18 protein-coding genes and 1 pseudogene are annotated in these 20,566 nt (G+C 73.8%); 14 read left to right on the top strand and 5 right to left on the bottom strand.

Annotation, left to right across the window (positions count from 1 at the left end; genetic code table 11):
- A pseudogene (locus Mco01_RS26060) lies at positions 1-1,708 on the bottom strand (hypothetical protein); the annotation flags it as partial.
- 342 nt (positions 1,709-2,050) lie between these two features.
- Between Mco01_RS26060 and Mco01_RS26055 the strand changes: the two are divergent.
- The gene (locus Mco01_RS26055; RefSeq protein ID WP_204059493.1) at positions 2,051-3,271 is read left to right on the top strand and encodes a tetratricopeptide repeat protein; all 1,221 of its coding nucleotides are present in this window, start codon (positions 2,051-2,053) and stop codon (positions 3,269-3,271) included.
- A gap of 134 nt (positions 3,272-3,405) precedes the next feature.
- On the opposite strand, the gene Mco01_RS26050 is transcribed toward Mco01_RS26055, so the two are convergent.
- Entirely contained in the window at positions 3,406-4,335 is a 930-nt protein-coding gene (locus tag Mco01_RS26050) for an MBL fold metallo-hydrolase (protein WP_239103924.1), read from the bottom strand.
- A 103-nt stretch (positions 4,336-4,438) separates the two neighbouring features.
- On the opposite strand from Mco01_RS26050, the gene Mco01_RS26045 reads away from it, so the two are divergent.
- Positions 4,439-4,936 (top strand): single-stranded DNA-binding protein, encoded by a 498-nt coding sequence (locus Mco01_RS26045; RefSeq protein ID WP_204059492.1) that lies wholly within the window; start codon positions 4,439-4,441, stop codon positions 4,934-4,936.
- 5 nt (positions 4,937-4,941) lie between these two features.
- A complete protein-coding gene (locus Mco01_RS26040; RefSeq protein WP_204059491.1) occupies positions 4,942-5,562 on the top strand; it encodes a coiled-coil domain-containing protein in 621 nt (206 codons plus the stop codon).
- Positions 5,563-5,581: 19 nt separating this feature from the next.
- Here the strand turns inward: Mco01_RS26040 and Mco01_RS26035 are convergent, their stop codons facing one another.
- The gene (locus Mco01_RS26035; RefSeq protein ID WP_239103923.1) at positions 5,582-6,808 is read right to left on the bottom strand and encodes a DUF1015 family protein; all 1,227 of its coding nucleotides are present in this window, start codon (positions 6,806-6,808) and stop codon (positions 5,582-5,584) included.
- An 86-nt stretch (positions 6,809-6,894) separates the two neighbouring features.
- Between Mco01_RS26035 and Mco01_RS26030 the strand changes: the two genes are divergently transcribed.
- Together Mco01_RS26030 and Mco01_RS26025 are read left to right on the top strand one after the other, a co-directional pair.
- Positions 6,895-7,326, top strand: a complete 432-nt coding sequence (locus Mco01_RS26030) for a tetratricopeptide repeat protein (protein ID WP_204059489.1) — start codon at positions 6,895-6,897, stop codon at positions 7,324-7,326.
- Positions 7,323-8,318, top strand: coding sequence for an HAD-IIA family hydrolase (locus tag Mco01_RS26025; protein WP_204059488.1), 996 nt, complete (start codon positions 7,323-7,325; stop codon positions 8,316-8,318). The genes Mco01_RS26030 and Mco01_RS26025 overlap by 4 nt, the downstream gene beginning before the upstream one ends.
- Before the next feature lie 296 nt (positions 8,319-8,614).
- Here Mco01_RS26025 and Mco01_RS26020 read toward each other — a convergent pair whose 3' ends face one another.
- Positions 8,615-8,962, bottom strand: a complete 348-nt coding sequence (locus tag Mco01_RS26020; protein ID WP_204059487.1) for an SCP2 sterol-binding domain-containing protein — start codon at positions 8,960-8,962, stop codon at positions 8,615-8,617.
- A 270-nt stretch (positions 8,963-9,232) separates the two neighbouring features.
- On the opposite strand from Mco01_RS26020, the gene Mco01_RS26015 reads away from it, so the two are divergent.
- From Mco01_RS26015 to recN, 4 genes are all read left to right on the top strand, one after another.
- Positions 9,233-9,517: a hypothetical protein gene (locus tag Mco01_RS26015; protein WP_204059486.1), complete on the top strand. Its 285-nt coding sequence runs from the start codon at positions 9,233-9,235 to the stop codon at positions 9,515-9,517.
- 49 nt (positions 9,518-9,566) lie between these two features.
- On the top strand, positions 9,567-10,376 hold the full coding sequence (locus Mco01_RS26010) for a TlyA family RNA methyltransferase (RefSeq protein ID WP_204059485.1): 810 nt from the start codon (positions 9,567-9,569) through the stop codon (positions 10,374-10,376).
- 156 nt (positions 10,377-10,532) lie between these two features.
- Positions 10,533-11,465 carry an NAD kinase gene (locus tag Mco01_RS26005; protein WP_204059484.1) on the top strand — a complete coding sequence of 311 codons (933 nt, stop codon included), beginning with the start codon at positions 10,533-10,535 and terminating at the stop codon, positions 11,463-11,465.
- Positions 11,466-11,634: 169 nt separating this feature from the next.
- Positions 11,635-13,410, top strand: coding sequence for a DNA repair protein RecN (recN, locus tag Mco01_RS26000; RefSeq protein ID WP_204059483.1), 1,776 nt, complete (start codon positions 11,635-11,637; stop codon positions 13,408-13,410).
- A gap of 83 nt (positions 13,411-13,493) precedes the next feature.
- Here the strand turns inward: recN and Mco01_RS25995 are convergent, their stop codons facing one another.
- Complete coding sequence (locus Mco01_RS25995) at positions 13,494-14,096, bottom strand: hypothetical protein (protein ID WP_204059482.1); 603 nt, start codon at positions 14,094-14,096, stop codon at positions 13,494-13,496.
- Positions 14,097-14,349: 253 nt separating this feature from the next.
- Here Mco01_RS25995 and steA point away from each other — a divergent pair, with 253 nt between their 5' ends.
- The 5 genes from steA to Mco01_RS25970 all read left to right on the top strand — a co-directional run bounded on the left by steA (position 14,350) and on the right by Mco01_RS25970 (position 20,312).
- Complete coding sequence (gene steA, locus Mco01_RS25990; protein WP_204059481.1) at positions 14,350-15,546, top strand: putative cytokinetic ring protein SteA; 1,197 nt, start codon at positions 14,350-14,352, stop codon at positions 15,544-15,546.
- On the top strand, positions 15,543-16,517 hold the full coding sequence (locus Mco01_RS25985) for a copper transporter (RefSeq protein ID WP_204059480.1): 975 nt from the start codon (positions 15,543-15,545) through the stop codon (positions 16,515-16,517). Before steA ends, Mco01_RS25985 begins: the two co-directional genes overlap by 4 nt.
- A gap of 77 nt (positions 16,518-16,594) precedes the next feature.
- Positions 16,595-17,530, top strand: a complete 936-nt coding sequence (locus Mco01_RS25980) for a hypothetical protein (protein ID WP_204059479.1) — start codon at positions 16,595-16,597, stop codon at positions 17,528-17,530.
- The gene (gene murJ / locus Mco01_RS25975) at positions 17,527-19,209 is read left to right on the top strand and encodes a murein biosynthesis integral membrane protein MurJ (protein ID WP_239103922.1); all 1,683 of its coding nucleotides are present in this window, start codon (positions 17,527-17,529) and stop codon (positions 19,207-19,209) included. The genes Mco01_RS25980 and murJ overlap by 4 nt, the downstream gene beginning before the upstream one ends.
- On the top strand, positions 19,206-20,312 hold the full coding sequence (locus Mco01_RS25970; RefSeq protein ID WP_239103921.1) for a glycosyltransferase family 4 protein: 1,107 nt from the start codon (positions 19,206-19,208) through the stop codon (positions 20,310-20,312). Before murJ ends, Mco01_RS25970 begins: the two co-directional genes overlap by 4 nt.
- Positions 20,313-20,566: the final 254 nt, after the last annotated feature.

Genomic DNA, 20,566 nt, shown 5'->3' with positions numbered 1-20,566 from the left:
AGTCCCACCACCCCGCACGACCACTGAACCCGCCCCTCCGCACAACCACTGAACCCGCCCCTCCGCACAACCACCGCCCCGACCCGCCACCCCGCGACCACCACCCACTTCGCACAACCACCAACCCGAGCGAACAGAACGTGTGACCGGGGCTCACGCGGTGCGGAGGGGGCGCTAGGCTGGAGCGGCCGGGCCACCCTGAACCGCGGGTGGCCTTCGTCGCTTTCCTAGAGAAGCCACGGCTGCGTCGCACGACGCGACCAACAGACCGGTGGCGAACAGATCGGTAGGCCCGGGAGATTCGGGTAAGGGGCATCTTCCGCCCTGAGGAGACGGCCGAGAAGATGCGGGGCCGCGAGAGGGCGGCCGGCGAACCGGACGGGTGAGCCGTCCGAGCATGTGACAGAGGACAGAAGTGAACAGAGAAGACGGGCGCGACGGCACGGGCCGTGGCGATGACAACCGCGATGAGAGCAGGGACCGATCCGGGCGCACCGGCGGCTTCCGCCCTGATGAGAGAAGCGGCGGCTCCGCAGGCCGCTACGGGGAGCGGCGTGACGCCCCCCGGGGAGATCGCGGCGACCGTGGCGAGCGCTCGTTCCGTTCCGACCGGCGCGGCTTCCGCGACCAGGGCCGGGGCGGAGGCTCCGGCGACCGTGACGCGCGCGGTGGGGGACGCTCCTACGGCGATCGCGACGGGTTCCGGAGCGGCGGTTCCCGGGATCGCGACGACCGCGGAGGTTACTCCCGCTCGGGCGACCGCGGCGGTTACGGCGACCGGGACAGGCCCCGCGCCTTCGGTTCCCGTGATGACGGCCGGGATCGGCGTGAAGGCGGTCCGGCCGACCGGCGGCCGCAGCGGCCGTTCGGCGAGCGCTCCTCTGGAGAGCGGTCCTACGGCGACAGGGATGCCGCTCGTGGTGGCTACGGTTCCCGCGGCCGCGATGACCGTCCCGGCCGTCCGCCCCGTTCCGGGGACCACAGCGACCGGCCGTTCCGGTCCGGGGACCGCGACGACCGTCGTGATCGTGGTGACCGCGGCGACAGGCCGTTCCGCTCCGACGACCGCCGTGACCGGCCGTTCCGGCCGGATGACCGGGGAGACCGCCCGTTCCGTTCCGGCCGGCCCTTCCAGTCGGACGACCGACGGGAGCGGCCGTACCGTTCCGACGACCGCGGCGACCGGCCGAGCCGGCCGGGCTTCCGCGAGGGCGGCGGGCGTGACGGTGGCGGCTTCGGCGGCGACCGTCCGCGCGGACAGGGCGGCGGTTTCGGCGGCAGGTACGGGTTCCGTGACGGCGCGCGCGACGGCTCCCGGGGTGGCTTCGGGTCGCGTGACGAGCGGAGCGACCGTGGCGGACGTCCGTCCGGCGAACGCCGCGAACGCTTCGACCGCGGCGACCGGCCTGACCGGCCCGAGCGGCGCTTCGAGGGTGGCGACCGGCCTGACCGGCCCGAGCGGCGCTTCGAGGGTGGCGACCGGCCGCGCTTCCGTGAAGGCGGCGCGCGTGACGGCGGTCGTCCGTATCGTGACCGCGACTCGGGTGCCGAGCGCGGCGACCGGCGGTACGGAGAGCGGGACAGCTTCCGAGGCGATGACCGCCCCCGGCGCGACGGCGACGACCGCCCCCGGCGCGACGGCGACGACCGGCCGCGTCGCTCCTACGGCGACCGCGACGGTTCTCGCGGCTTCCCCCGCCGTGACCATGGCGACGAGCGCGGCCGCGCCGGTTCCTACCGCGACCGTGAGGGGTCTCGCGGGTACGGGGACCGGGACGGCGGACGGCCCAGTCGCGGCCCTGGCGAGGGCGGACGTCCGTTCCATGAGCGTGGCGCAGGCTTCGGCGAGCGCCGGCAGCGTCCCTTCTCGGACCGAGGCGATCGAAGTGACCGAGGCGATCGGGGCGATCGCGGCGATCGCGGCGATCGCGGCGACCGTGGTGGCCGTCCCGCTGGTGGCGACCGCCCACGTCCGTTCAGCCGCGACGACGATCGGGGCGGCAGCCGTACCCGGTACGGCAAGCCGGCCGACTCGAAGCCGCGTGAGGAGATGCCCGAGCTGGAGGCGGACATCACGCCGGACGAGCTCGACCGCGAGGCCCGGGCCGAGCTGCGCTCGCTTCCGAACGACCTCGCCGACCTGGTGGCCAGCCACCTCGTGGCGGCCGGTCGAGCGCTGAGCGACGACGATCCCGAGCGGGCCTATGAGCACGCGAAGGTCGCCCGCCGCTTCGCCGCGCGGATCGGCGTCGTCAGGGAGGCCGCCGGCATCGCCGCGTACCACGCGGGGCAGTACGCCGAGGCCCTCGGCGACCTCCGCGCAGCCCGGCGGATGAACGGCTCGGACGAGTACCTTCCGGTGATGGCGGACTGCGAGCGCGGCCTCGGGCGTCCCGAGCGGGCGCTGGACCTGGTGCGTTCCCCGGAAGCCGAGCGTCTGAATCGGGCGGGCAAGATCGAGCTGGCCATCGTCGAGTCCGGCGCGCGCCGCGACCTCGGCCAGCACGACGCCGCCGTGATCACGCTGCAGCGTCTTCCCGAGCTGCGCGACCCTCAGCCGAAGCCCTGGTCGGCCCGGCTGGCCTTCGCCTACGCCGACGCCCTGGCTGACGCCGGGCACGAGGCCGCCGCCACGGACTGGTTCTCCCGGGCGATGACCTTCGACGAGAACGGCGAGACCGACGCGGCCGAGCGGTACGCCGAGCTCACCGGCGGCGTGATCGATGACATCGAGGACATCGAGGAGGATCACGACGAGGAGCTCGACGACCTCGGCGACGAGATCCCCGAGGACGTCGAGGACAAGCTCGTCGAGGACCTTGTCGAGGGCGCCGACGACGATCTCGACGACGATCTCGACGACGATCTCGACGACGCGGACGCGGCCGAGGATCTGGACGACCTCGACGAGGGCGACGAGGGCGACGAGGACGAGGTCGACGACCTCGAGGACGCAGTGGACTCCGAGGACGCCGACGCCGAGGACGCCGAGGCCGACCTCGCCGGGCAGGCTGCCGCCTCCCCGGCGGGCGAGACCGAGGACGAGGACGTCGCCGGCCAGGCCGATGAGGACACGTCCACGGACAGCGGCGACGAGCCCGAGACGACGGTCGACGCCGGTGGCCGTTCCGACAAGGACGAGGACGAGGAGGCCGAGACGACGAGCGCGGCGACGACCGGTGTACCGGCCTTCGGCCCCGCGTTCATCGAGCCCGACTTCGGCGACGTCCTGGACGACGCCGCCGACGATCGGACGAAGCGCCAGCCCTGATCGGCCTGTTTCAACGCGAGCGGTTCCGTACGACACCACGCCGTGCGGGACCGTTCGCGGACGGAATATGCGGTTTGCCGCGTCCGGCGCCTGTCGGTCGGCCGTGTCTTGTGACGAGGGCTCGAGGTGTGGCGTCAGGCGTCGGGGACGCGGTCGAGCCAGTGCATGATGCCCGCGACGTTGGACGGCGCGCCGCTGAGCAGCTCGAACTGCTCGGCCGTCGTCTCGTCCGCCCGTAGCGCGGCGTACCGTTCCCGCGTGCGGTCGCGGACCATGGCGACGGCGTGGTCCAGGTCCAAGCCTTCCGAGCGGGCCTGCTTGGTGAGGTCCACCCAGACGCGCAGTTCCTCGGCCGATCGTTCGAGCGTCGCGGGCACGTCGTCGACCGGCCCGTAGTGACTGAACAGCAGCCGCTGCGGGCCGAGCGCCGAGAACAGCGCGATCGAGTCGAGGGCGACCCCGAGGTCGAAGTCCGGCGGCGGGGTGGCCGGCCGCAGGTCGCCGGTCTCGGGGAGGTAGACGCCGGCCGCGTCGCCCACGTACAGGTCGCCGGTGAGCGAGTCCAGCAGCCCGACGTGGTGCTTGGCGTGGCCGGGGGAGTAGTGGCTGGCCAGGGTCCGGCCGTTGCCCAGGTCGATCGCGCCGGTGTCGCCGAGGGCGCGGATCCGCGCGGCGTCGGTGGGGGCGAGGCTGCCGAACAGCGTGTCGAGCTTGTCGCCCCACACCATCTTCGCGCTGGCCATGAGGCGTGAGGGGTCGGCCAGGTGCCGGGCGCCCTTCTCGTGGACGACGATCTCGGCTGAGGGGAAGTATCCCGCGATGTCCCCCACGCCGCCCGCGTGGTCGAGGTGGATGTGCGTCACCACGACGGTCGCCAGGTCGTCCGGGCCGACGCCGAGCGAGGCGAGGGCGTCCCTGACGACGGGCGCCGAGGTCGAGGTGCCGGTCTCGACGAGGCAGGGACGGTCGCCCAGGATCAGGTAGCCGGCGGTGATTCCGGAGTACCCGGCCATGCGGGTGTCGATCTCGTACACGTCGCCGCCGAGCGGTGTCACGTTGTCCACAGGCCACCTCGAGGTCGGTCCGGCATCCACAGAATGTCGTTCAGGTCGTCGACGCTCCAGCTTAATCGCCGACAGTGATCTCCTACGTAGGAGAGGAGATCACATGCACCGCAACGAGGTGGTGCTGGTCGGCCGGCTGTCGATGCGTCCCCTGCACCGGGAGTTGCCGAGCGGCACCCTGCTCACCCAGTGGCGGCTGGCCGTACGGCGGCCGGCCGGTCGCCCGGGACATCAGCGTTCGGACGCGATCGAGTGCGCCACGTTCGACGACGGCGTGCGGGAGATGCTCCTGGGCTGGGAGCTCGACGACGTCGTCCAAGTGGAGGGGGCGATGCGCCGCCGGTGGTGGCGCGGCGGCAGCCGCTACGAGGTCGAGGTGAGCACCGCCCGGCGCCTCCACGCCGCCGCCCGCACGCCTCCCGGCGAAACAGTGAAACCGGGCGCGGACCGGACGGCCGAGGTCGTGCCGGTTGTGCCGTTTGTGCCGGCCGAGCCGGCCGAGCCGGCCGACGTGCAGGCGCCCCGCCGCCCGGAGAGGGACGAGGATCTCGAGGTTTCCCGAATCGCCAACGCTCCGACACCGGACGAGGACGAAGGGTAAGGTCCATGGCTGTGGCGGAGACGGAGAGCAGGGTCGCGACGCTGGAGCGGGTGGCGGGCAAGCTGCTCCTGAACGGCGAGCACACGGGCGTGCGGCTGGAGCGAATCGAGGTCGGCGTGACCGATCTCGGCGATCGATTCGGCGGCCTCGACAAGAGGATCAGCGATCTCGACACGAAAGCAGACGAGGTCGTCACGAAGACCGCGGTGGTCGAAACGCGTCTGGGCAGCGTTGAGACACGGCTCGCCGGTGTGGAGTCGCGCCTGACGGGCGTTGAGACGCGTCTCGACGGCGTGGAAACCCGTATCACGGGCGTTGAGGTGCGGCTCGACGGCGTGGAATCGCGCCTGACGAGCGTTGAGACGCGTCTCGACGGTGTGGAGGCCCGTCTCACGGGCGTCGAGACGCGGCTCGACGGTATGGAAACCCGCCTTACGGGCCTCGAGACGCGGATGGGTCAGCTCGAAACCCGGATGGGAGATCTCGAAACCCGGATGGGCGATCTCGAGACGCGGATGGGCGATCTCGAGGACGCGGTGAAGGAGCAGACCAGGGTCGCGGACGCCCGTCACAAGGCCATGGTGGGCATGATCCAGGAGGTGCTCGACCGGCTGAAGGAACGCTGAGCCGCTGCCGACGTCCGGGTCACTCCGCGGCGAACGTCCGCATGACGAGCCCGGTCCGGGGCTTGGGGCCGAACGAGGTCGACTTGCGCGGCACCCGTTCGCCCTGGGCCGCCACGGTCAGGACGTCCGCCGTCGACAGCGGGTTCATCAGCACGGCCGTCCCGCCGTGCCGTTGAGCGAGCCGTACGGCGGCGAGGGGGTCGTGGTGCACGACCAGCACCGTGTCCTCGCTGTCGTCGATGCCCCAGACCTTCGGCAGCAGGAACAGCGTGAGGATGGACGTGGGCAGCGCCCGCCACCGCGCCGAGCGGCCAGGTGGCATCGCCCGTTCGACCTGCAGGGGGTCCGGATCGGTGAGCAGGTGGGAAGAACCCTCGCCGGCGAGCACGAACGCCGGCCCCGTCGCCGTCGCGAGGCCCGCCAGGGCGTCCTCCAGCGCGGCGAACTCGTGGACCTGCCAGGCGCCCTTGGCCCGGGCCGCCGCCTCCTCCAGGGGCAGGGCCGGGATCACCCGGTGGATCGCGCGCAGCTCCGGCGGGTAGTGCGTGGAGTCGACGAGGTAGGCGAGGCCGTAGTCCCAGGGCCCCGGGCCGAGGTGATCGGTCCGGAGGGCCTCGTACGTGGCGTAGCGGTGGTGGCCGTCCGCGATCAGGGCCTGCCGGTCGCGCAGGTCCTCGCCCACCGCGGCGATCTCGTCGGGATCGGTCAGCGCCCACAGCCGGTGATGGACGCCGTCCCGGGTCCGTACGTCGATCTGGGGGAAGCGCTGCGCCGCCACGTCGTCGACGAGGCGCGAGGCGGTCCCGCCGCCTTCGTACAGCAGGAAGATCGGTTCGAGGTTGGCCTGGGTGGCGCGCATGAGCGCGAGCCGGTCGGCGACCGGGCCCGGCATGACGTTCTCGTGGGGCAGCACCGACGTCGAGCCGACCCCCAGCGCGCCGATCAGACCACGCTGCAGGAATCCCACGCCGCTCTGCTCGTACACGTACAGCGCGGGCAGCGAATCGACGGTCAGCACGCCCGACGCCAGCCACTCGCTCAGCTCGGCCCTGGCTTCGCCGTAGTGCCCGGCACCGGGAAGGATCAGGCGCGCCACGTTGTTCGGATGACGACTGAGCAGTTCGCGGAATTCCTCGGGGGAGATCAGATCGTACGGTGGAGAGGTGACGGCGCCCAGATCGTCCACCGCGAATCGGACGCCACGGAACGGACGCAGCACCAGTCCCGTCCGTTCAGAACTCTCCATACCGGGCATGTTGCCATAAGGCCCGGACTCCCCGATGCTGCGGTGCCCGGTTCTTGATGAAATCGGATTGCAGGAGGGCTTACCCGATGATCCAGGGACGAAACGACGCGTCCGACTCCTCACCCGATCCGGGCGGCACGCCCTCCGGCGACGTCTACGACTGGTTCCGCCGCGGCACCAAGCTTCTGGAGGAAGGCAGTCCGGCCGCGGCGGCGGCAATTCTGGAACGGGCCGCGCAGGCCGAGCCCGAGTCGCGCAGCATTCGAGAGGCGCTGGCCCGGGCTCAGTTCAATTCCCGGCAGTACAACGAGGCCGCCGGCAGTTTCCGCTGGATAGTGGACGCCAATCCCGTCGAGGACTACGCGTATTTCGGGCTGGGCCTGGCATTGTGGCGTAGCGGCGACATCGAGGCAGCCCAGGAGCCGCTGGCGGTCGCCGTGGCGATGCGGCCCGACCAGCGGCACTACGTGTCGGCCTTGAAGCAGGTCCAGGCGACATTGCGCGCGAGGCGGGCATGACCCAGACCCTGGTCGACGCCTACGACACCCTGCTGCTCGACCTCGACGGCGTCGTCTACCTAGGCCGGCGGGCCGTCCTCGGCGCCCCCGAGGCGCTGGAGCAGGCCAGAGCCAAGGGCGCGAGGCTCGCCTTCGTGACGAACAACGCGTCCCGTACGCCGGGCGCCATCGCGCAGCACCTCACCGACCTCGGCGTCCCGGCCGGTCCCGAGGACGTCGTGACCTCCGCCCAGGCCGCAGCCCGCCTCATCGCCGAGCACGTCCCGGCCGGGTCCGCCGTGCTCGTCGTCGGCGGCATGGGCCTGCGCACGGCCCTGCGCGCCCACGGCCTGCGACCCGTCACGACGGCCCTCGACGAGCCCGCGGCCGTGGTGCAGGGCATCTCCGACACCCTGTCGTACGGGCTGATCGCGGAGGGCGCCCTGGCCGTGCGACGGGGCGCGTGGTTCGTCGCGGCCAACGGCGACGCCACCATGCCCACCGGGCGCGGCGAACTGCCCGGGAACGGGTCGATGAGCCGGGTGATCGCCACGGCCACCGGCATCGAGCCGGTCGTCGCGGGCAAGCCGGAGCCGCCTCTCCACCGCGAGTCGATGATCCGCACGCACGCCCGGCGGCCGCTCATCGTGGGCGACCGCCTCGACACCGACATCGAGGCGGCGACCCGCGCCGGGGTGGACGGCCTGCTCGTCCTGACCGGGGTGACCACCCCGCTCGACCTGCTCACCGCCGCTCCCCACCACCGTCCCGCCCACATCGCCGCCGATCTGGGCGGCCTGCACGCGGCCCCCGCGGAGGTGCGGCGCGAGGGCGGCGGCTGGTCGTGCGGCGGCTGGACGGCCCGGTGGGAGGGCCGGCAGCTGACACTGGACGGCGGCGGCGACCCCGTCGACGGGCTGCGTGCCGCCTGCGCGACGGCATGGGAGGCCGCGGGGGACGGCCGGGCCGACGAGGACGCCGTGAAGCCCGCCCTCACCGTCATCGGCCTCTGACCACGCCTCACTAGACGTCCCCGGACCTCGGCCCGCCGCCGGCTCCGGGGACGTCCGCACGTGGTGTGACGGGCGCACCCCTGCGTGGGCATGGGGAGGTGTGCGGAAGGCCGCTCGGTAGTGTGCTGTGGCTCAGCAGGAGGCACGGAGGATCGCCCCAGTCGCCCTGAGATGCCCTGCACCGCAGCGGGCGGGTTCGTCGAGGTCGATCGTGACGGGTCGCAGGCCGTGGGCGCGATGGGGCCGCCAGGAAGCGTCCGGCATCCCCGGAGGGCCGGCCGGGACGCGCGGAGGTCTCAGAGGAGTTTGCGGAGGCGGAGCAGGTCGCCGAGGCTGGCGTCGATCTTCACGCGGCCGCCCAGCAGGGCGCGGGCCATGTCCAGCTCGCCGTTCACCATGGAGATGAGGTCCTCGCTGCTGAGCGTGAGCTTGACCTCGGCGGGACGGCCGTCCTCCGGCGGCACGTCCTTGAACGGACCCAGCCCGTCGTGGTGGATGCGGCCGTAGAAGGTGACGCCGAGGTCGGAGATCCGGCAGGCGAGCCGGCGCTCGACCACGTGCTTCGCACGGTCCTCTTCGCTGATCTCCTGGAAGTGCTCGACCAGCTTCTCCAGCGCCGCCCTGCATTCCTCGACGGTCGCCATGCACCTGCCCTTTCCTCGCGATCCCCGGCCATGCCCTCTTTCTACCGACAGTAGCTTTCCACGAGACCGGCGCGCGAAATCCGCAACCCCGATGTGGAACAAACGGCGGGTCGCGGGCTGTTGGCCGCCCCAGGAGGCCGGGTTCGCGCCCCATCGTCCCGGAAGACGTACGGCAAGGGCCCGGAGGGCGGCGCGAGTGTCGGTGCCGTCCGATAGCGTCAGGGCGACCGGCAAGTGAGCGACGGCGACGGCGTCATGGGAAGGGGACCGATGACGGACAGCGGCATCGAGGCGGCCGAGGAACGCGAGCCGGGTCCTGGCTCGGCCGCCGGCGGCGTTCCGGGCCCTGTGAGCGTGCAGGCGGCGCTGGAGCCGCTTGGACGGCTCGGCCGGACGCCGGTGTCCGGTCACGTCGCCGTCTTCGAGGAGGTCCTCACCGGCCTGGAGGCGGTCCTCGCCTCGGTCGACGAACCCGCCGAACCCGCCGAACCCGCCGAATTCGCGAAGCCCGTCGCCGAGGGGCGCGCCGCTTCGGGTGTGGAGGTCGTCCGGTGACGAGGCTGCCACGCCCCTCGTCCCGCCTCCGTACGTCCGGAGGTCGGGGGTGAAGCGCGTCCGCCTCGACAGCGAACTGGTGCGCCGGGGGCTCGCCCGATCCCGTGAGCAGGCCGCGCAGCTGATCGAGGACGGCCGCGTGAGCGTCGGGGGGCGCGTCGCCGGCAAGCCGGCCACCCAGGTGGACACCGCCGCCGCGATCCTCGTCGCCGAGACCTCGGAGGGCCCCGACTACGTCTCCCGGGGGGCGCACAAGCTGCTCGGCGCCCTGCGGGCCTTCGAGGGCCTGACCGTCGAGGGCCGCCGCTGCCTGGACGCGGGTGCCTCCACCGGCGGCTTCACCGACGTCCTGCTCCGGCACGGCGCCGCCCACGTGCTCGCCGTGGACGTCGGGTACGGCCAGCTCGCCTGGTCGCTGCGCACCGACGAGCGCGTCACGGTCATGGAGCGGGTGAACGTCCGCGACCTGACGCCCGAGATGGTGGGGGAGCCGCCCACGCTGATCGTCGGCGACCTGTCGTTCATCTCACTCCGCCTGGTGCTACCTGCGCTGGTCGCCTGCGCCGCGGACGTCGCGGAGTTCGCCATGCTGGTGAAGCCGCAGTTCGAGGTCGGCAAGGACCGCGTCGGCGCCGGTGGCGTCGTGCGGGACCCGGCCCTGCGGGCCGAGGTCGTGCGCGACGTGGCCACGGCGGCCCAGGCGCTGGGCCTCACGGTCAAGGGCGTGACCGCGAGCCCGCTGCCCGGGCCGTCCGGGAACGTGGAGTACGTCCTCTGGCTCGGGAAGGGGACGGGGCACCTCGCCGTTCCCGATGTCGGAGAGGCCGTCGAGCGGGCGGTCGCGGAGGGACCTCGATGACCCCCACGCCCTTGGTCACGCGGACACCGGTGCGGGTGCCCGGGCCGAACGCCGCCGACGGGACGGCGGGCGATCGGTGCGAGCGGCTGGACCGAGGCGACGGGCGCGAGGGGCCGCGGCCGGCGGCGTCCACGAACTGGAGACGGTGAGCGACGGGTGAACATCAAGCGGACGATCCTCGTGACGGCGCACACGGGCCGCGAGGCGGCCGTGCTGAGCGCCAGGCTGGTCATGAACCGCCTCATCGACGCGGGCCTGAACGTCCGGGTGCTCGACGACGAGGCGGAGGAGATCGGCTGCGCCGGGGCCGACGTCGTCCCCGACCACGTCTCGGCTCTCGACGACGCCGAGCTGATCATCGTCCTGGGCGGCGACGGCACGCTGCTGCGGGCCGCCGAGCTCGCCCGCCCCGCCCGGGTGCCGCTGCTCGGGGTCAATCTCGGGCACGTCGGCTTCCTCGCCGAGGCCGAGGTCGAAGACCTCAACGTGGCCGTCGACCGGGTGGTCGAGGGCCGCTACGAGGTCGAGGAACGGATGACGATCGAGGTCCTCGTCCGCCTGAACGGCTCCGTGGTCGCGCAGACGTGGGCCCTCAACGAGGCCAGCGTCGAGAAGGTCGACCGCATGCTGGAGGTCGTCGCCGAGATCGACGGCCGTCCGCTGTCCCGCTGGGGGTGCGACGGCGTGATCTGCGCGACGCCGACCGGCTCGACCGCGTACGCGTTCTCCGCCGGCGGGCCGGTCGTGTGGCCGGAGGTCGAGGCGCTGCTGCTGGTGCCGAACAGCGCGCACGCCCTGTTCGCCCGGCCGATGGTCGTCTCCCCGCGGTCCACGCTGGCCGTCGAGATCATCCCGGAGACCAGCCCGGCGGTGCTGTGGTGCGACGGGCGCCGCCGCTTCGACATCCCGCCCGGCAGCCGCCTCGAGGTGCGGCGGGGAACCGTCCCCGTGCGGCTGGCCCGGCTGCTCGGGGCGGAATCGACCGGCGCGCCGTTCACCGACCGCCTGGTGGCCAAGTTCGGGCTGCCCGTGGAGGGCTGGCGCGGCCGCGTCCGCACCGGTTCGGCCCCGGGCGAACTCCCTGGGTGATACGCCTGGGAGTGATCTGTCCGCCGTCGATCCCGTTTGCCCGGTGACCAGCGGAGACTTGTCCACAGATCGCCGTTGAGGCGCCCACGGCGAACCCGACTCCTCGAAAATCTTGACGAGTAGCGCGTAGGATCTCTGGCGAGTTCGGTCGGCAAAACGGGAGGGACCAGTGCGGCCACGGGTCGAGGAGGTCCGCATCCAGGGGCTCGGCGTCATCGACGAGGCCGTTCTGGAGCTGTCACCGGGATTCACCGTCGTCACTGGTGAGACGGGTGCGGGCAAGACGATGGTCGTCACCGGCCTCGGCCTGCTGTTCGGCGGCCGGGCCGATCCCGCGCGGGTCCGTCCCGGAGCGGACAAGGCCCTCGTCGAGGGCACCCTCGTCATCGAGCCCGACGGGCGGGTGGCCCAGCAGGTCGCCGACGTCGGGGGTGACGTCGAGGACGGCCAGCTGATCATCTCGCGGTCCGTCTCCACCGAGGGCCGTTCCCGCGCCTGGCTCGGCGGCCGCTCGGTTCCGGTCGGGACGCTGACGTACATCGCGGACGACCTGGTGGCCGTGCACGGCCAGATGGACCAGCAGCGGCTGCTCCAGCCGGGCCGCCAGCGGGCGGCGCTGGACCGCTACGCGGGCGACGAGCTGGTCAAGCCGCTGCGGGCCTACGAGCAGACGTACAAACGGCACAGGCAGGTCGGCGAGCTGCTCCAGGAACTGACCGTCAAGGCCAGGGAGCGGGCGCAGGAGGCCGACGTGCTCCGGTTCGGCCTGGAGGAGATCGAGAAGGTCGAGCCCCGTTCGGGGGAGGACGCCGAGCTGAAGGAGGAGGCCGGGCGCCTGTCCCACGCCGACGCGCTGCGGACGGCCGCCACCACGGCCCACACGGCTCTCCTCGGCGACCCGATGTCGGGCGCGCAGGACCTGCAGGACGCCGTCTCACTGGTCGGCCAGGCCAAGGCGGCCGTGGAGTCGGTGCGCGACTTCGACCCGGCGCTCGCCGGGCTCGCCGACCGGCTGGCCGAGGCCGGATACCTGATCTCCGACGTGGCGACCGAGCTGGCCGCCTACGCCGAGTCCGTGGAGGCCGACCCGGCGCGGCTGGCCGCCGTCCAGGAGCGCAGGTCGCTGCTCACCGGGCTCACCCGCAAGTACGGCGAGGACGTGTCGGCCGTGCTGGCTTGGGCCCAGCGGGCCGCCGCCCGCCTCACCGAGCTCGACGGCGACGACGAGCGGATCGAGGAGCTCACCCGGGAGCACGCCGAGCTGACCGGCCGGATGAAAGAACTGGCCGGAGAGCTGACGGTGATCCGGCAGGCCGCGGCGGAGCGGTTCGGCGACGCCGTCACCGCGGAGCTCACCGCCCTGGCCATGCCCTACGCGCGGGTGAGCGTGGCCATCACGCCCGGGGAGTTCGGCCCGCACGGCGCCGACGAGGTGGAGCTGCGCCTCGCCTCCCACCCCGCGGCCCCGCCGCTGCCGCTGACCAAGGGCGCGTCCGGCGGCGAGCTGAGCCGCGTGATGCTCGCCATCGAAGTCGTGTTCGCCGGGGCCGACCCCGTGCCGACGTTCGTGTTCGACGAGGTCGACGCCGGTGTGGGCGGCAAGGCGGCCGTCGAGATCGGCAGGCGGCTGGCGAAGCTCGCCCGGACGGCCCAGGTGATCGTGGTCACCCACCTGCCGCAGGTCGCGGCCTTCGCCGACCAGCACCTGGTGGTGGAGAAGGCCAGTGACGGCAGCGTGGTCCGCAGCGGCGTGGTCGCCCTGACCCAGGAGGCCCGGGCGCGGGAGCTGTCCCGGATGCTCGCCGGCCTGGAGGACTCCGAGCTCGGCCGGGCCCACGCCGCGGAGCTGCTGTCCATCGCCGCCGCCGACAAGGCCGCCTGGGAGGAGGAGGCCGCCGCCCCCGCCAAACGCCGGGCCGGCTCCGCCGCCAAGCGCCCCGCCTGACTTGAGCCCGTCCGCCCGCCGCACCTCGGCCGCGCCAATCCTGCGCGGGGGGCGTGAGGGCGTACGTCGCCGGACGTGCCCGCTCAGCGGGCGTACGGGCGGCGGCGGAGCAGGAGGCCCGCGACAGACGCGAGAGTGATCAGGAGACCGGTCACCACCAGGGCGCGCCCGTCGGGCCCGGCGTCGCCGCCGCCCCCGGTCTCGGCCGCTCCCGCGGGCGTCGTGACGACGGCGTCCCGGCCGCGCCCGGACGACCGCGTACCCGTGCCGCCGTCGTCCGCCGTGGAGGCGGTCACGGTCGCGGTGACGGTGCGGGTCGGCCGGGGGCTCCCCGAGGAGGAACCCGGCGAAGGAATCGGCGTGACCGGAGGGCTGCTCGACGATCCGGCGGCCGTGACGATCAGCGGGTAGGCCGTCAGGGCGGCCGCGTTCAGCACCTCGCACTGGATCAACCGGTGCGTGGGCCCGTCCCCGACGTTGAGGGCGGCCGGCTTCACGCTCGCCGTTCCGGCGTTGGCCGAGGTCGTCCTCAGGGAGACCCCGTTCGGAGGCAGCGGGATGACCTGTCCCGCGCCGACCGGGCCGAGTGTCCCCACCCCGGTGGCGGACGTGAGCCGGCTCAGCCCGCTGATCGAGGCGTAGGCGTACAGATCCGCGCCGGTCAGGCCGGAGCACGCGGTCCGCACGGAGACGGGCAGACGCTCCCCACGTGGGTGGTTTGGGAGGGAAGGCGGCGGGCAGAGGGGACGTCCGGAACGGAGGGCCCGCATGGTGGAGCGCGGGACGTCGGGAACGGGGCAGACGTGGGCCTTCCGGGATGTCCGAACGCCCGAGGGCCGTCCTGACGGGGTGACGACATCCCTGACTTGCTCGAACAAAACCCGACGGGTCGTGGGGTGCGGGAGCGTGCCGGCCGTCGCCTCTGGCAGGATGGTCATGATGAAGGTCCCGAGCTTGAATGTTCCGGGCCTCCGCCGCAGGAAGGTCGACGACCTTCCCGGGGTGACGGCAGTGGCGAGAATCGACAGACGGACCAAGAGGCTGACCAAGCGCCTCCAGGCCGGGGAAATCGCGATTATCGATCACGTCGACATCGACCGGGTCAGCGGGGAGGCTCTGGTCGCGTGCGGGGTGGCGGCGGTCATCAACGTCGCCGCCAGCATCAGCGGCCGCTACCCCAACCTCGGGCCGCGCATCCTCCTCGACGCGGGAATCCCGCTCGTCGACGCCGCCTCCCCCGAGCTGTTCGAACGGATCAAGGACGGCGACGTCGTCCGCGTCCACGACGGCATGATCTACCTCGACGAGGAGCTGGTCGGCAAGGGCCAGGCCCAGACGGCCGAGACGATCGACGCCGCGATGACCGAGGCCCGCGCGGGCTTCGCCGTCCAGATCGAGGCGTTCGTCGCCAACACCATGGAGTACGTCCGCCGCGAGCGTGACCTGCTGATCGACGGCGTGGGCGTGCCCGACATCCGGACGTCCCTGGACAACCGGCACGTCCTCATCGTGGTCCGTGGGTACCACTACAAGGAGGACATCGCGACGCTCCGGCCGTACATCCGGGAGTACCGTCCGGTGCTCATCGGCGTGGACGGCGGCGCCGACGCGCTGCTGGAGGCCGGCTACGTCCCCGACATCATCGTGGGCGACTTCGACTCGGTGTCGGAGAAGGCCCTGTGCTGCGGCGCCGAGCTCGTGGTCCACGCCTACCGCGACGGCCGGGCCCCCGGCCTCGAGCGCGTGCACCGGCTCGGCCAGGAGGCGGTGGTGTTCCCCGCGACCGGGACGAGCGAGGACATCGCGATGCTGCTGGCCGACGACAAGGGCGCCTCGCTGATCGTCGCCGTCGGCACCCACTGGACGCTCGACGAGTTCCTGGACAAGGGCAGGTCCGGGATGGCGAGCACCTTCCTCACCCGGCTGCGCGTGGGCAGCAAGCTCGTGGACGCCAAGGGCGTCAGCAGGCTCTACCGCAGCCGGATCTCCACGCCCTCCCTGCTGTTGCTCGTGGCGACGACGATGGTGACCATCGGCGTGGTGCTGTCGGTCTCGCCGATCGGCCAGGTCTGGCTGAACGGCCTGCGCGTCGCCTGGAACGGCTTCGTCTTCTGGCTGGTCGGACTCTTCTCGTGATCGATTTCCGTTATCACCTCGTCTCGATCGTGGCGATCTTCCTGGCGCTCACGGTCGGCATCGTGCTGGGCAGCACGGTCCTCGAACCCACCTTCTTCAAGTCGGCGGAGGAGATGACCGCCTCGCTGCGGAAGGCGAACGAGAGCTACATCACCCAGATCTCCGATCTGCAGACCCGGGAGGAGGGCGGCGACTCCTTCGTCACCAACCACACCCCGGAGCTGGTCCGCGGCCAGCTCGCCGGGGAGCGGGTGGTGCTCGTGGAGGCCCCCGGCGCGCCCGCCGGCATGCGCGACCCGATCCAGAAGCTGATCAGCAGCGCCGGCGCCGTCTACACCGGCCGGGTCAGCCTGACCGACAAGTTCACGGCGAGCGACCAGGAGTCCGTGGTCGACAGCCTCGCCGCCACCGTCGCCCCCGCCGGCTTCCACTTCGCCGACGGCGCCACGGCGTACGACAAGGCGGCGGCGGTCCTGTCCGGCGCGATCGTGACGGGCGACCGCACCCAGGCCGGCCGCGCCAACCCCTCGATGACCGGCGTCCTGGAGGCGTTCCAGGCAGGCGACTTCCTGACCGTGAGCGGCAACCCCGACCAGCGGGCGACGATGGCGATCGTGCTCGCCCCGGCCCAGCCGTACGAGGGGGAGGACGCGGACAAGCAGACCGGAGCGATCGTGTCGGTCGCGGCCGGGCTCGACTCGTCCGACCTCGGGACCGTGCTGACGGGCACCACGACCGCCTCATCGGCGACCGGGGTCATCGGGGTCCTCCACGACACCGGCGAGGCCGCCTCGAACGTCTCCACCGTGGACACCGTCGATATCCCCGCGGGCCGCGTCGTGGTCGTCTACGCTCTGCGGGAGCAACTGGCCGGGCGTTCCGGAGCGTACGGCGTCGGGAGCGGGTCCACGGCCTTCGAGCCGGCCGTCGCCCCCACCCCCACTCCCAGCCCGGCGACGTCGCGAGGGTAGACGGCACGCGTCCGCCCCGCCCGGCAGCCACCCAGACGTCCCCGCGACCAGCGGGACCCCGAGAGAAGGAACCAGCCGTGGCCACACGCTCCCCGGCCGGGACGCGCGCAGCGGCCCTGATCGGCGCCGCGCTCGGCGCCGTCGCGGCCCGCGCGGCCTACGCCGCCTTCCGCCGCCGCCCGCCGCTCGGCGACGAGAAGACCGCCGACGAGTACTGGACCCGGGTCAACCACCGGGGCGAGCCGGTCACGCTGCTGGAGGGCCCGGCCTTCGTCGCCGGTACGGCCGCCGCCGTGGCGCTCACCCCCGGGCTGCCCCTGCGCGCCCGCGCCGCGGCCCTGCTGGCCGGGGCGGGCAGCGGCGTCCTCGGGGCGTACGACGACGTGACCGGGACGTCCTCCTCCAAGGGCTTCAAGGGCCACCTCGCGGCGCTCGCGCGGGGCGAGGTCACCAGCGGCGCCGTGAAGATCCTCGGCATCGGGGCGGCCGGGCTCGCGGCCGCCGCCCTCACCCCGCGCCCGCCGTCGTCCCCGGCGGTCAGGGCCGTCGACACGCTCGTGGACGGGGCGCTCGTCGCGGGCGCCGCCAACCTCGCCAACCTCTTCGACCTGCGGCCCGGCCGGGCGATCAAGGCGGGCGCGCTCGCCGGCGCGCCGCTGCTCGCCGCGTCGCTGGCCCGGCCCGGCGGCCCGCGCTCGCGGCAGACCGCGGCGCTGACGGGCGTGACGCTCGGCGCGGCGGCGGCGCTGCTGCCCGAGGACCTGGGGGAGCGGGCGATGCTCGGCGACGCCGGCGCCAACGCGCTCGGCGCCCTCCTCGGCCTCGCCGCCACCGCCCGTCTCGGCCGGACCGGGCGGCTCGTCGCGCTCGGCGCGGTCGCCGCGCTCACCGCCGCGTCGGAGAAGGTCAGCTTCACCAAGGTCATCGCCGGCAACCCGGTGCTGAACCGGATCGACATGCTCGGCCGCCGTCCTCCGCTGTCCCCGGCCGGAACGGCACGGCCGTCCGCGTGACCTCGGGCAGGGCCGCCGGGCCGTCGCGCGTCCGCCTCGCCGCACGGCTGGGCGGGAACGGCGGGCTCGCGCGGGGGGTCGCCGGGGCGGCGGTCCTGATCGGGGCCATCACGGTCCTCGCCCGCGTCACCGGCTTCGCCAAGCAGCTCGCGTTCGCCCGGGCGGTCGGCACGAACTGCCTGGCCACCGCCTACTACACCGCCAACCAGGTGCCGAACATCGTCTTCGAGGTCGTGGCGGGCGGGGCGCTGGCCGGCATGGTCGTCCCGGTCCTCGCCGGGTCCGCGGGGCGGTCCACGGAGGAGGCGCGGGCCGAGGCGGGCCGCATCGCGTCGGCGCTGATGACGTGGGTGGTGGTCCTGCTCGTCCCGCTGACCGTGATCACCGCGCTCGTCGCCGGTCCGGTGACGCGGCTGCTGCTCGGCGCCGCCGTCCCGGGCTGCGATCCGGCCCAGGTGGCCGCCGTCGCGACCCGGATGCTCGTCGTCTTCGCGCCCCAGATCCCGCTGTACGGCATGGCCGTCGTCCTGTACGGCGTGCTCCAGGCCCACCGGCGCTTCGCGGGACCGGCGCTCGCGCCGCTCGTGTCGAGCGTCGTCGTGATCGTCGCGTACCTCGCCTTCGTCCCGCTCAGCGGCGGCGACCGGGACCCCGCCTCGGTCCCCGGGCCGGCCGAGTACGCCCTGTCCGCGGGCACCACGCTCGGCGTGCTCGCCCTGGTCGTGACCGTCGCCGGGCCCGCCGCCGTGCTCCGGCTGCGGTGGCGGCCGGTCCTGCGCTTCCCGGACGGCGTGGCCGTGCAGGTGCGGCGGCTGGCGCTGGCGGGGCTGAGCGGGCTGCTGGCCCAGCAGGCGGCGATGGCGCTGGTGATCCCGCTGGCCAACCGCGAGGTGGGCGGCGGCGCCCTCGCGGCCTACAACTACGCCTGGGCCGTCTACCAGGTCCCGTACGCCGTGCTGGCCGTGCCGATCGCGACCAGCGCGTTCCCGGTGCTCGCGGCCCGGGCCGAGGGCGGGGACGGCGAGGGGTTCGCCGCGCTGTCGGCCCGCACGACCCGCGCCGTGGTGCTCGTCTGCGGGCTGGCCGCCGGAGCGCTGGCCGCCGCGGCCGGGCCGGTCGCGCACGTCTTCCTGAGCCAGGCGGACACGCGGGTCGCGCCGGAGGCGTTCGCCCGGGCGATCGCGCTGTTCGCCCCGGGCCTGGTCGGCTACGGGCTGACGGCCCACCTCAGCCGCGTCCTGTACGCGGCCGGGCGGGGGAGGGCGGCCGCCCGGGGCATGGTGATCGGCTGGCTCACCGCGGGCGCGGCGCAGGTGGCCTTCGCGCTGCTGCTGCCGGGCGAGTGGCGGCTCGGCGGGCTGGCCGCCGGTCAGGCCGTGGGAATGACGGTGGGCGGCGCGCTGCTCCTGGCCTCCGTGGCGGCGGCCCGCGGCGCGGACGCCGTGCAGGGGGTGCCTCGGGCGGTGGCGGCGGCCGTGCTCGGCGGCGGGGCCGGATTCCTCGCGGGCGCGGCGGCCGTGCGGCTGACCGGCGGGGAGGGCCCCTGGACGGCCCTGGCGACCGCCGCGCTGGCCGCGGTCGTGGCCCTGGCCGCCGGGGCCGCCGTCACGGCGGCGGCCGACCGGGAGGCCCTGGGGGCCGTCCTGACCAGGTTCCGGACGAGGGGAGGGGCCGCGTGACGCGGCTGGTGCTGGCGCTCGGGACGAGCGCGGGCGGCGTGGGACGCCACGTGCGGATGCTGGCCGAGGGGCTGGCCGCGCGCGGCCACGAGGTCGTCGTCGCGGGGCCGCGCGACACGGAGGAGGCATTCGGCTTCACCGGCGCGGGCGCCGAATTCGCCGAGGTGCCGATCGCGGACCGGCCCTCAGCGGCGGACCTGCGCTCCATCGTGCGGCTGCGGCGGGCCGCGCGCGGGGCCGGCGCCGTCCACGCGCACGGCCTGCGCGCCGGGGCCCTCGCGTCACTCGCCCTGCTCGGCGCGCGCCGCCGCCCCCGGCTCGTCGTCACCCTGCACAACGCGGTCACCGCCGCAGGCGTGGTCGGCGTGGTCTACCGGGTCCTCGAACGCATCGTCGCGCGGCGGGCCGGTCACGTGCTCGTGGTCTCGCCCGACCTCGGCGCGCGCATGCGGGCACTTGGCGCGCGCCGGGTGTCGTCCGCCGTGGTCCCGGCCCCGCCGCTGGGCGCGCCCGAGCGCGGCCCGGAGCAGGTGCGGGCCGACCTGGAACGGCTGCTCCCCGGAGCAGGGGCGGATCGCCCGATCCTGCTGACCGTGGCCCGGCTCGCGCAGCAGAAGGGCCTGGAGACCCTGCTCGACGCGGCGGCCGGGCCGTACAAGGGCGACCCGCTGTTCATGATCGCCGGCGACGGGCCGCTGCGGCCGCGGCTGCAGGCCAGGATCGACGCCGAACGGCTGCCGGTGATCCTCTACGGCTGGGCCCGCACGCCCGACCTGCTGCAGGTGGCCCACGCCGTGATCGTGCCCAGCAGGTGGGAGGGGCAGCCGCTGAGCGTGCAGGAGTCGCTGCGCGCGGGCCGGCCGATCATCGCCACCCGCGTCGGAGGCATCCCCGGCATGGTCGGCGACGCCGGCCTGCTCGTCCCGCCTGAGGATCCGGGCGCGCTGGCCCGCGAGATCGGCCGCCTGCTCGGCGACCCCGCGCTGGCGGCCCGGCTCGCCGACGCCGCCGCCCGGCGCGGGGCCGGGCTCGCGGGCGAGGCCGAGGCGGTCGCCGCGGTGCTCGACGCGTACGGCCTGCCGGCGGGCGACGGCGCGGCCTGACGCTCCGCGGTTCCCGGGCCCTTCGGCGGCCCGGGGACGCGTGTCTGAACGGGACATAACGGTCGGGCCGGCGTGCCGGGACCGAGGACCGAATCTCCTGGCCGGCCGGTCCCAGCAGCCTGTCCTGAGAGTGACAGTTGAGCCGCCAATGGGATACATCTCCGTGTTGGGCGCCTGGGTGATCGCGAAGCCGGCCGGGCCGGTCGACGGATTTCTGCCAGGGATTAGGTGAGGCTAACCCTGATCCATATACT

The sequence above is a fragment of the Microbispora corallina genome (assembly GCF_016863035.1).
Classification (GTDB): Bacteria; Actinomycetota; Actinomycetes; order Streptosporangiales; family Streptosporangiaceae; genus Microbispora; species Microbispora corallina.
The sequence above is the reverse complement of the archived record's forward strand: the minus strand, read 5'-3'. Positions and strand labels throughout refer to the sequence as shown.